This is a genomic window from Yoonia maritima (genome assembly GCF_002933395.1).
Lineage (GTDB): Bacteria > Pseudomonadota > Alphaproteobacteria > Rhodobacterales > Rhodobacteraceae > Yoonia > Yoonia maritima_A.
In genome coordinates, this window is record NZ_PKFN01000008.1 from 307,030 (window position 1) to 317,927 (window position 10,898).

The 10,898-nt window shown below is 52.6% G+C and carries 10 protein-coding genes; 9 read left to right on the forward strand and 1 reads right to left on the reverse strand.

Annotation, left to right across the window (positions count from 1 at the left end; all coding sequences use genetic code 11):
* Positions 1–4: 4 nt before the first annotated feature.
* Positions 5–721, forward strand: coding sequence for an acylneuraminate cytidylyltransferase family protein (locus CYQ09_RS08055; RefSeq protein WP_106744900.1), 717 nt, complete (start codon positions 5–7; stop codon positions 719–721).
* A gap of 28 nt (positions 722–749) precedes the next feature.
* Here the strand turns inward: CYQ09_RS08055 and CYQ09_RS08060 are convergent, their stop codons facing one another.
* The gene (locus CYQ09_RS08060; protein ID WP_106744901.1) at positions 750–1,457 is read right to left on the reverse strand and encodes a tyrosine-protein phosphatase; all 708 of its coding nucleotides are present in this window, start codon (positions 1,455–1,457) and stop codon (positions 750–752) included.
* Between the two features lie 129 nt (positions 1,458–1,586).
* Between CYQ09_RS08060 and CYQ09_RS08065 the strand changes: the two genes are divergently transcribed.
* The 8 genes from CYQ09_RS08065 to CYQ09_RS08100 all read left to right on the forward strand — a co-directional run bounded on the left by CYQ09_RS08065 (position 1,587) and on the right by CYQ09_RS08100 (position 10,895).
* Positions 1,587–2,618, forward strand: a complete 1,032-nt coding sequence (locus tag CYQ09_RS08065) for an N-acetylneuraminate synthase family protein (RefSeq protein WP_106744902.1) — start codon at positions 1,587–1,589, stop codon at positions 2,616–2,618.
* Positions 2,611–3,414 (forward strand): glycosyltransferase family 25 protein, encoded by an 804-nt coding sequence (locus tag CYQ09_RS08070; protein ID WP_106744903.1) that lies wholly within the window; start codon positions 2,611–2,613, stop codon positions 3,412–3,414. Before CYQ09_RS08065 ends, CYQ09_RS08070 begins: the two co-directional genes overlap by 8 nt.
* Positions 3,345–4,559: a hypothetical protein gene (locus CYQ09_RS08075; RefSeq protein WP_162617601.1), complete on the forward strand. Its 1,215-nt coding sequence runs from the start codon at positions 3,345–3,347 to the stop codon at positions 4,557–4,559. The genes CYQ09_RS08070 and CYQ09_RS08075 overlap by 70 nt, the downstream gene beginning before the upstream one ends.
* Positions 4,560–4,691: 132 nt before the next feature.
* Positions 4,692–5,276 (forward strand): ANTAR domain-containing response regulator, encoded by a 585-nt coding sequence (locus CYQ09_RS08080; RefSeq protein ID WP_106744905.1) that lies wholly within the window; start codon positions 4,692–4,694, stop codon positions 5,274–5,276.
* Positions 5,273–6,448 (forward strand): CmpA/NrtA family ABC transporter substrate-binding protein, encoded by a 1,176-nt coding sequence (locus CYQ09_RS08085; protein WP_106744906.1) that lies wholly within the window; start codon positions 5,273–5,275, stop codon positions 6,446–6,448. The genes CYQ09_RS08080 and CYQ09_RS08085 overlap by 4 nt, the downstream gene beginning before the upstream one ends.
* A gap of 247 nt (positions 6,449–6,695) precedes the next feature.
* Positions 6,696–8,066 carry a CmpA/NrtA family ABC transporter substrate-binding protein gene (locus tag CYQ09_RS08090; protein WP_106744907.1) on the forward strand — a complete coding sequence of 457 codons (1,371 nt, stop codon included), beginning with the start codon at positions 6,696–6,698 and terminating at the stop codon, positions 8,064–8,066.
* Positions 8,067–8,140: 74 nt separating this feature from the next.
* Positions 8,141–9,214 carry an ABC transporter permease gene (locus CYQ09_RS08095; protein WP_106744908.1) on the forward strand — a complete coding sequence of 358 codons (1,074 nt, stop codon included), beginning with the start codon at positions 8,141–8,143 and terminating at the stop codon, positions 9,212–9,214.
* A gap of 4 nt (positions 9,215–9,218) precedes the next feature.
* Positions 9,219–10,895 (forward strand): ABC transporter ATP-binding protein, encoded by a 1,677-nt coding sequence (locus CYQ09_RS08100; protein WP_106744909.1) that lies wholly within the window; start codon positions 9,219–9,221, stop codon positions 10,893–10,895.
* Positions 10,896–10,898 lie beyond the last annotated feature (3 nt).

Consider the following 10,898-nt stretch of genomic DNA (forward strand, 5'->3'; position numbering starts at 1 on the left):
GACAATGATCATTGGTCACATCGGCGCCCGTGCGGGCAGCAAGGGCGTCCCGGGCAAGAATTTTCGCGACCTACATGGTAAGCCCCTGATCGATTGGGCGCTGGACCAGTTGTTCGAAAATGACCGCGTTGATCATGTTGTCGTGTCCACTGATTGCCCTAAGATGTATGAACATGGGCTGAAACGCGGCGCATTGGATATCGGGCTGCGCCCCGACCATTTGGCGACTGATACAGCCGCCAAATGGGACGTGTGGCAGCACGCACTGCTTGAGGTCGAAAAACAAACCGGCCCTGCGAATGCATTCCTTGATCTGGATTGTACATCTCCCCTGCGCCTGCCCGAGGATGTGGACGCTGGCCTCGACCTATTCTTCAAAGAACAGCCCGATATGGTCATGTCCTGCTGCGAAAGCCGCAAGAACCCCTATTTCAATATGTTAGAGACCGACGAGACTGGTGGGCTACATGTGTCAAAGCCCCTACCCCATGGCGTTGTCGCCCGCCAACAGGCGCCTATGGTATATGACCACGTTGGATTGGTCTATGTGGTAAAGCCTTCGTACCTGCGCAGCGCGACCCGCCTATTCGAAGGCCACGTAATTCCGCTCATCGTACCCAATGAACGCAGTCTCGATGTCGATAGTCCGTTTGACTGGGACGTGATCGAATATTTGATGGGTAAACAAATTTCTGACGGGGTTCGTGCGCCAGCACAATAGAAAGAATTTAGCTAAATTCTTTCGCCGCCTACCGCCATCCCTGCCAAAACCTCAAAGTTGCCTGCTTTTCCGCAAAGCTCTTCGTTAACGCTTCTGGATCGTATTCAGTCGTAATCCAGTCGTCGATCGCGATGGGCGATCGTGCAATGCGTGCCGCATAAACATCTAAGAAGTGATCCAAAATTCCGGTATGCGTTTTGCGGATATGCAGGAATCGAAAGCTAAGCTGCTTTTGCGCGACACTTAATGGCGCCCCCGCAAACATCATGAGATAAATCGCTGCTGCCAACCCGGTACGGTCGGCACCTGATTTACAATGCAACAAAAACGGCCGTTCGATTGTTTCAAAGGCGCTGATCAAAGATGTAAGTTCTTTGACCGATGGCGCCCGCCGCGCCGCCATCTGAGAGTTCACCAAGGTTAGACCCAGCCTCTCACAGCTTTCGACTTCGAACAAGTAATGCGGCTGCTTAGCCACACCACGCAGGTTTAAAACAGATTTGATCCCCATCGCGGCATAGGCTTCGAACCGCGCATGATTTGGATGGTTCGAGCGATACGCACCAGGCGCGAATTCTTCAAAATTATGCCAACGCAGGCGCAATATCCCATGATCGAGCCAATTGAAATGAAACTGTGACCGCTTACGTTCTTGCGGATCAGTGATGTCATGGCCAAATGATTGGCGCAGGTTCTGCTCTTTTTTTTCGAGCTTTTTCATTATTCGACGGATCATCACAGGCCCTACTTTATCAATCGTATCTCACTTGGACCAAGAGCCGATCCATTGCAATGCTCACACTGCAATTGCTCCGCCGCGTCAAAGACCGTAGAACCACATTAACAATACCGCAGGAGCATGCACATGGAAATCGCAGGTCGCAAAATTGGCCCAGAGCACCCGCCGCTGGTGATCGCTGAAATCGGCATTAACCATGGAGGAGACCTTGAGGTCGCCAAGAAAATGGTGCGTCTTGCTGCTGGTGCAGGCTGCGAAATGATCAAGCACCAGACCCACATCATCGAAGATGAGATGACCGAAGAGGCTAAACAGATCTTTCCGCCGAACGCCGATGTGTCCATCTGGGATGTCATGGCCGCCTGCGCACTATCGCTTGACGATGAAAAGGCGCTGAAAGAATACACCGAGAGCCTCGGCATGATCTGGATTTCCACTCCATTTTCGCGTGCCGCTGCCGATTTCCTAAACGATCTGGACGTTCCTGCGTTCAAAATTGGTTCGGGCGAAGCAGACAACCTCCCCCTTATCCGTCACATTGCGCGGATGGGAAAACCTGTGATCATGTCGACGGGCATGCAAAGTATCGACAGCGTCCGAGCCTCAGTACAAATTCTCGAAGATGCAGGCATCGAATATGCGCTGCTAGAATGTACAAACCTGTATCCATCGCCCCCGGAGATTGTTTCACTGCAAGGTGTAACGGACCTTAAAGACGCATTCCCCAATGCCATTGTCGGATTTTCGGACCATTCCATTGGGCCAGAAATGGCACTGGCCTCGGTCGCACTTGGCGCATGCATTTTAGAACGCCACTACACCGATAGCCGTTATCGCAAGGGCCCGGATATTATTAACTCGATGGATCCGTCAGAACTACGTCACATCATTGATCGGTCCCGTGAAATTCATACGGCCCTGATGAATCCCAAACAACGTACAAGCGCCGAAGAAGACGTCTACCGTTTTGCCCGTGCCAGCGTTGTTGCAGACCGGGACTTACCAGCCGGACACGTCATAACCGAAGCCGACATATGGGCCCGTCGCCCGGGATCTGGTGAAATCGCCGGATACGATTTTGACAAAGTCGTCGGCAAAACCCTGACCCAAGCCGTCACACGGAATACCCAACTTAAATGGGCCGATCTCGATGGCTAATCCATTAACCCGCGCGGATGTCGGCATTTGGTTAATCAACCTAGATCGTGACACTGAGCGTCGCGCTGAAATGGAAGATCAGCTGAACACGCTCGGGTTGAATTACACCCGGTTCTCAGCGATTTACGGCAAAGATCACGCTGATGAATTGGCTAAACGTGCTGATGCTGATGCCTATGCACGGAACATGGGCAGTCCGATCATTCCCGGAAAGATGGGCTGCTACGCCAGCCATATCGCCGTCTGGGAAGCATTCATAGCATCTGACTATAAAGTGGCGCTGATCTTAGAAGACGACGTCGTCTTTCACGAAGACTTCTTAGAAAGCCTTGACGTTGCTCTTGCTGGCGCTGATCACTGGGATACCGTTCGTTTCAACTGCATCCGTGCGAAGCTTCCAATTCGCCAAGGCACGTTGGGACCATACACACTTAACGCATATGCTGGGCCATTCACAGGAAACGCGACTTATCTGCTTCACAAGGGCGTTGCAGAACGGCTGTTGCCAAATTTGTGGCCACAAACTCGAGCATTTGACCATGAACTGAACCGGTTCTTCAAACATGACTTTCGACAAATGGGACTTGAACCATTTTCAAGCCATGTTGATGACGGCGACGTAAGTTCGATCACCGGGGCCAATTTCGGCTTAGTTAACAAATTCAAATGGTACAAACGTTTACCACATTACCGGCTCAAGGCCGCAAACTACATTCGCCGCGCTTGGTGGTTGATAAAACAACGCCGCATCAGGCCGAGCTCTCGGCCTCTCAAGCTAAACATTCCCCCCAAATAGGATGTCATCCTTCCATAATGGCCAAACTCTTGCTTAGCAAAATTTACACTCTCGCAAGCCTGCGCGCGCCCCACAGCGCGTTTGGCACAAGGGGCCTGCCGCGCGGAACAGAAGTGCAGGATAAAGCATTCTGGGATGGATACGACAACAACACACTCATTTATGACTGTGTGTGGATGCCAACCCAAGGGTGCGTACGGCTAGTTATGCCGAAGCTTCTAGACTTTAAAAAAACGCTGCTTAGTGCTGATATCAAAGTCGACGACACATCAATTCAGTATCGCCTTAGCGAGAATTTGAAATTCGACACGCTAGATCTGCCCTGCGATGCAATCGGTTCAACCCTATCCATTCAAATTGAAAAAGAACGTTTAACTCTTCCGGTAAACCCTGCCAACTACAGCCGCTATGACGGATGTAACGTATTGTATACGCAGATTAAAAATGATGATCTGAACTGGGTTTACGACTGGGGCCTTGCACATCAGCGCAATCACGGCGTCGATGCCATTTTGATCGCTGATAACGGTAGTACTGCATACAGCAGCGAAGATCTGCGGCGAACGTTGGCACGCATTCCCGGCCTGAAGGTCGCAGACGTATTGACCGCACCACACAGCCACGGCGCGCATCACACAACCTGCACTGGCGCGGGCAGTACTAAGTTTTTACAGCCCGCACTCCTTAATCTTGCCCGAGATCGCTTTTTAGCCAAAGCCCGCGCTGTGTTGCTTTGTGATGTCGACGAATTGGTTCATGAACCCAATAATCGCAGCATATTTGACGCAGTTGTCGCGTCCCCCCTCAAATACAAAAGCTTCAACGGAGTTTGGCGTTACGCACAAAGCTCAAAAGGGCAAATCCATCATAGCGATCACATTTTTGCTCGTGACAGCGACCGTAAGTGCCCAACAAAGTACTGCATCGTACCGGACAGTCGATTGGGCCGGATGACATGGGGTGTTCACAGTCTTGAAAAGATCAATCGTCACATATTCAAGCCATTTAACAGTTTTCAATTCTATCATTGCAAACAGATCAGTACGTCATGGAAGTCCAATCGCAATGCGCCTCTCGCTGCAGACGGCCTGATTGATCAGGATACGCAAAATTTTATGAACAGCACATTTCAGCCCGAGGCTTAGGGCATGAACCGCTCCGCTTAAAAGCACGCCACATCGCTTAAAATTTCAACTTTTAAATTATAATACCATTCACCCAAAAGCATTTCCCCCGATGCGGCTTATCTCTTTTCCTCTTCGCTGCTAGCAGGTGCTATGGATGTCGCCTTGAAAATTTTGGTTGTTGAACCTGACGCTGCGCGCGCGCAAGATATTATTGACGCGTTAAAAGACGGTGGTTGGGGGAATGTATTTATCGTCTCTGACATTTCGGCGCTTGCCCCTAAGCTGACAGAGATCGACCCTGATATTGTGCTGATCGACATCGCCCACCCTGATCGGGATACTTTGGAACATATCGGGGCAATATCGCATGCCAAGGCGCGCCCTGTCGCAATGTTCGTGGACAGATCAGATGCGGATCTTACACAGGCGGCGATCACTGCGGGGCTGAGCGCCTATGTTGTTGACGGACTGCAGAAAAACCGCATTAAGCCAGTTTTGGAAACCGCAATCGCGCGCTTCAAAATGGTCGAACAAATGCGCCGTGAACTTGACGCAGCAAAGCAGGCACTAACGGACCGTAAAACAATTGATCGCGCCAAGGGGCTGTTGATGAACGCGCGCAATATAAATGAAGAAGACGCATATAGCCTGCTACGCAAAACTGCGATGGACCAAGGCCGCAAGGTCATCGATGTCGCCCATGCGCTTGTCACAGCCGCGGATTTATTGGGATGACAATACACGAAGTAAAATGCGGCTTTCTTCCACTGATAGACGCAGCGCCGTTAATTATAGCCCGAGAGCTACGGTTTGCACACGATGAAGGCATTGAGCTGCAGTTAATCCGACAGCCATCATGGTCCGCATTGCGTGATCTTTTGGCACTTGGTCAAATTGATGCGGCACATATGCTGTCACCGATGCCACTCGCCATGACATTAGGGCAAAGCGGCATGCCAACAGCCGTCGATGCGCTAATGGTGCTATCTGTGAATGGCACCGTCATTGGGGTATCGCAAAGCCTTGCACGGGACATGGAGAAAACAGGCTGGACCGCTGATTTTTCCAGCCCAGCCCCTGCTGCAACGGCATTGTTTGGCTCAAAACGAAAAATCATCCGGATCGGCATCCCCTTTCCTTTTTCGATGCACCGTATGCTGTTGGAACACTGGCTGTCGGCGCATCCTTCATTCCGAAGCAACCGTGTCGAAATTATAACCGTTCCACCGCCTCGCATGGCCGATGCCGTCGCAAACGGGACGCTCGATATGTTTTGCGTGGGCGAACCGTGGGGCACGGCGGCCGTTCAACAAGGGGTCGCCGAACTGATCCTTCCTGGGTCCGCCATTTGGCAATTCGCACCAGAAAAAGTACTGGGCGCAACCCATGATTGGGTTGAACAGCATCCTGACGCCAGCCGTGGCTTAGTCCGCGCCATCTACCGCGCGACGCGCTGGCTTGATCAGCCAACCAATAAGCCCCTCGCAGTCGAAATCTTGGCACGCAGCCAACATATCGATCTCCCACACGAAGCGATTGACCCCGCAATTTCAGGCCAAATTGTCCGCCGCAAAGGTACGCCACCAATCAGCCCTGACCATTTTTTATTCTTCCAAAAAAATGCGGGCAATTTTCCTTGGCGCAGTCAGGCAGCTTGGATCGCGGAACGGATAGCGGCCTGGGGTGGACTGGATCACGAGGACGCGGTGCGTCGCGGGATGGCTTGCTTTCGTAGTGATTTATACCGCGAATATCTTGGCCCGCTTGGAATCGACATGCCCGGAGCATCCGTAAAAGTCGAAGGCGCACTTCGTGCATCCACCGCCGTTTCATCGACGGCAGGCCAAATGATTCTGGGACCCGACGCATTCTTTGATGGCGCGATATTCGACTTCGACACGCAATAGCGATGAAAAATTGTGCAAATGCTGTACCGCAGCATTATGCGCCGTTCCGCCGCGAACATCGACTTGAATACCCCGACACAAAAGCCATGATGGACCTAACAAAGACAATGGCGTCTTTTAAATGTCTCCACCGATTGGCGACAAATTAATTTGAGCAAAGCCGCTCGATACCTCTGCGCAATCCTCCCTGCGTAGATTTATCGGGCGGCTTTTTTCATTGCCGCGTTACACGGAAAGGACCGCGAATATGCTTAAGACCCTCCCACTTGCGCTGACAGCCAGCATTCTTCTTGGCACCACTGCCATTGGTCAAACCCTTGACCTAGAAAAAGAGGACCTGACGTTTGGCTTTATCAAACTGACAGATATGGCACCTTTGGCTGTTGCCTATGAAAACGGCTATTTCGAAGACGAAGGCCTGTACGTCACACTTGAGGCACAAGCGAACTGGAAAGTTCTGCTGGATGGCGTCATCGACGGCCAGCTAGACGGAGCGCATATGCTTGCAGGTCAACCATTGGCCGCGACAATCGGTTTTGGTACCGAAGCACATATCATCACACCGTTTTCTATGGATTTGAACGGCAACGGTATTACTGTTTCCAACGAAATCTGGGAACAGATGAAACCAAACGTGCCCCTGATGGACGATGGTCGTCCACAGCACCCAATCAGCGCAAGCGCCCTGGCACCCGTTGTTGAAGACTACAAAGACCAAGGTATCCCATTCAACATGGGCATGGTTTTCCCCGTTTCTACGCACAACTATGAACTGCGTTACTGGCTTGCCGCAGGCGGGCTAGAGCCGGGTTACTATTCAACTGACGACATCAGCGGCCAGATTGGCGCTGACGTGCTGCTGTCTGTGACACCTCCTCCTCAGATGCCGGCCACTCTCGAAGCGGGTACAATCTTTGGTTACTGCGTTGGTGAGCCATGGAACCAAGCGGCCGTATTCAAAGGCATCGGCGTTCCAGTGATCACCGATTATGAGCTTTGGAAGAACAACCCTGAAAAAGTGTTCGGCCTGTCAGCTGAATTCGCAGAAGAGAACCCGAATACCACATTGGCTCTGACCAAGGCGCTGATCCGGGCTGCTATCTGGCTGGATGAAAACGACAACGCCAACCGCGAAGAAGCCGTGGAAATTCTGGCGCGCTCTGAATACGTCGGTGCAGACGCCGAAGTAATCGCGAACTCGATGACTGGTACGTTTGAATACGAAAAAGGCGACGTTCGCGAAGTGCCTGATTTCAACGTGTTCTTCCGCTACAACGCGACTTACCCGTTCTATTCAGACGCTATCTGGTACCTGACCCAAATGCGGCGCTGGGGCCAAATCGCGGAGCCTAAGACCGACGAATGGTTCATTGAGACAGCCCAAGACGTCTACCGTCCTGACATCTACCTCGAAGCAGCACGCCTGCTGGTCGACGAAGGCATGGCGGACGAGGCTGATTTCCCATGGGACAGCGACGGCTTCAAAGCACCAACACCTGCTGAGGATATCATCGACGGCATTGCCTACGATGGCCGCACACCAAACGCTTATCTGGACAGCCTGCCTATTGGCCTCAAGGGCGAACAGATCATCGTCGGTAATGAAATCCAAGGCTAACGCAACATAACGCCCTACCCCGCTTTGGGGTGGGGCACCTCACTTGCCCTAACAGACCACAGGACAACAGCATCATGACCGCAATCGACCCAGATACCCTTGACGCAGAAGCACGCCGCGCGCGCCTGTTCACAAGGATCAACAAGGCAGACGCATGGTTCCAAGTTTTGGGCCTGTCATGGGTAACCCCCATTCTCAAAGCCGTCGCAGGCGACAACCCACGCGCCCAGTTTTCCGAAATTTGGCGTCTGTTGGGTGTGCCGATCCTTGCGATTGGTATTTTCCTTGTGGCTTGGGGCACGCTTGCGCCAAAGGTACAAACATCCCTTGGTGCGATCCCCGGGCCTGCGGCCGTGTGGGAACAGGTCGGCAACCTGCACGCTGACGCTATCCGCGAAGGCGAAAAAGAAGTCGCATTCTATGAACGCCAAGACGCGCGCAACGCTGAACACATCGCCAACGGCGACATGGATAAGGTTCGTGATCGCCCCTACACTGGCAAACCAACGTACTACGACCAAATCTGGACCTCGATAAAAACGGTATTCTTTGGCTTCTTGATTGCGTCAATCGTTGCAATCCCACTGGGGATCATGGCGGGCCTTAGCCCGACGGCGAACGCAGCAATCAACCCAATGATCCAGATCTTTAAACCTGTTTCACCACTCGCTTGGTTGCCGATTGTGACGATGGTTGTCTCAGCCGTCTACGCAACCAATGACGGTATGTTCTCAAAATCGTTCCTTGTGTCTGCGATTACCGTTACCCTTTGTTCACTTTGGCCAACGCTGATCAACACCGCATTGGGTGTGGCAAGCATCGACAAAGACCTCGTGTCCGTTTCCAAAGTTCTGAAAATGAACACCTACACAAAGATCACCAAGCTGGTGCTACCTTCGGCGCTGCCGCTGATCTTTACAGGTCTTCGCCTGTCACTGGGTGTTGGCTGGATGGTGCTGATTGCCGCAGAAATGCTGGCGCAGAACCCCGGTCTTGGCAAATTCGTCTGGGATGAATTCCAAAACGGCTCGTCACAGTCGCTTGCTAAAATCATGGTTGCCGTTCTGACCATCGGGATCATCGGGTTCATGCTCGACCGGGTCATGTACGCCCTGCAATCCATGTTCACATTCACAGAGCAGCGGTAAGACCATGAGCATTCTCAAGTTCGACAACGTCTCAAGAAGCTTTGGCGAAGGACTGCATAAGTCTGATGTGCTCAAGAACATCGACCTCGAAGTGAAAGAGGGCGAATTCCTAGTCCTCCTTGGTTTTTCCGGCACCGGTAAAACCACTTTAATCAACCTGATGGCAGGGCTGGAACAGCCCACATCTGGAAAGGTCACCTTCAAAGAAGCGCCCATTACAGGCCCCGGCCCGGAACGCGGCGTGATCTTTCAGAACTATTCGCTGATGCCGTGGCTGACGGTAGCGGGCAACGTGCAGCTTGCACTTGATAGCGTGTTCCCAAAGATGCCTAAGGCTGAAAAGGCCGAAAAAGTTGCCCATTACGTCAAAATGGTTGGGCTTGGTCATGCGATGGGACGTCGCCCTGCTGAATTGTCCGGCGGTATGCGGCAACGTGTGAACGTCGCGCGCGCGTTGGCCATGAACCCAGAGGTTCTGTTGCTGGACGAACCACTGTCCGCGCTTGATGCGCTGACACGTGCGAACCTCGCGGATGAAATCGAACACATCTGGGAAGCCGACAAAAAGACCTGCGTTCTGATCACCAACGACGTGGACGAAGCCATTGTTCTGGCCGACCGGATCATCGCCCTGAACCCTGATGGCACGCTTGGCGATGAATTCAGCGTCGATATTCCGCGCCCACGCGACCGGACCGAAATGAACAACCATGATGGTTTCAAGAAACTGCGTGCGTCAGTCACGAAATACCTGATGGACAAAGGCATCGCGTCCAAGGTCGAAGGCACACGCCTCTTGCCAGATGTCACGCCGATCCATAGTGTACCAGCCGCCGTTGCCAAAGCCCAAGAAAGCGTCCGCGACGAAGGTTTTCTGACGTTCTCGAAGCTGCATAAAATTTACCCCACCCCAAAGGGTCCCCTGACTGTGGTCGAAGACTTTGACCTCAAGGTAAACAAAGGTGAATTCATCAGCCTCATCGGGCATTCGGGCTGTGGTAAATCCACCGTGTTGACAATGGCCGCAGGACTAAACCCGATTTCAAAGGGTGCGATCCGTCTTGATGGTTGGGACGTGCAAGGTGCCGACCCAGAGCGCGCTGTTGTGTTCCAATCGCCCAATCTTTTCCCTTGGCTCACAGCCAAAGAAAATGTCGCGATTGGTGTCGACAAGGTCTACCCCAAAGCGTCCCAAGCGGAACGCCAAGACGTTGTCGAATACTATCTTGAACGCGTTGGTCTGGCCGACAGCATGGATAAATCCGCCGTCAGCATGTCAAACGGCATGAAGCAGCGCGTCGGTATCGCCCGCGCCTTTGCTTTGTCTCCCAAACTGCTGCTGTTGGATGAACCATTCGGGATGCTCGACAGCCTGACCCGTTGGGAACTTCAAGAAGTGTTGATGGAAGTCTGGTCGCGCACCAAGGTCACCGCGATCTGCGTGACCCACGACGTGGACGAGGCGATCTTGCTTGCTGACCGCGTGGTGATGATGACCAACGGCCCGCAGGCAACCATCGGTAAAATCACCGACGTCAAACTGCCGCGCCCACGGACACGCAAGGCGCTACTTGAACACCCCGATTACTACACCTACCGCCAAGAGGTTCTGGATTTCCTTGAGGAATACGAACACGGCGCCAAGCCGAAACCAAAGCCACAATCGATAGCAGCGGAGTAAACC

Coding starts and splice junctions, on each gene's coding strand:
- CYQ09_RS08080 (WP_106744905.1), top strand. CDS start 4,692: ATGGATGTCGCCTTGAAAATTTTGGTTGTTGAACCTGACGCTGCGCGC.
- CYQ09_RS08060 (WP_106744901.1), bottom strand. CDS start 1,457: ATGATCCGTCGAATAATGAAAAAGCTCGAAAAAAAAGAGCAGAACCTG.
- CYQ09_RS08100 (WP_106744909.1), top strand. CDS start 9,219: ATGAGCATTCTCAAGTTCGACAACGTCTCAAGAAGCTTTGGCGAAGGA.
- CYQ09_RS08090 (WP_106744907.1), top strand. CDS start 6,696: ATGCTTAAGACCCTCCCACTTGCGCTGACAGCCAGCATTCTTCTTGGC.
- CYQ09_RS08085 (WP_106744906.1), top strand. CDS start 5,273: ATGACAATACACGAAGTAAAATGCGGCTTTCTTCCACTGATAGACGCA.
- CYQ09_RS08065 (WP_106744902.1), top strand. CDS start 1,587: ATGGAAATCGCAGGTCGCAAAATTGGCCCAGAGCACCCGCCGCTGGTG.
- CYQ09_RS08095 (WP_106744908.1), top strand. CDS start 8,141: ATGACCGCAATCGACCCAGATACCCTTGACGCAGAAGCACGCCGCGCG.
- CYQ09_RS08070 (WP_106744903.1), top strand. CDS start 2,611: ATGGCTAATCCATTAACCCGCGCGGATGTCGGCATTTGGTTAATCAAC.
- CYQ09_RS08055 (WP_106744900.1), top strand. CDS start 5: ATGATCATTGGTCACATCGGCGCCCGTGCGGGCAGCAAGGGCGTCCCG.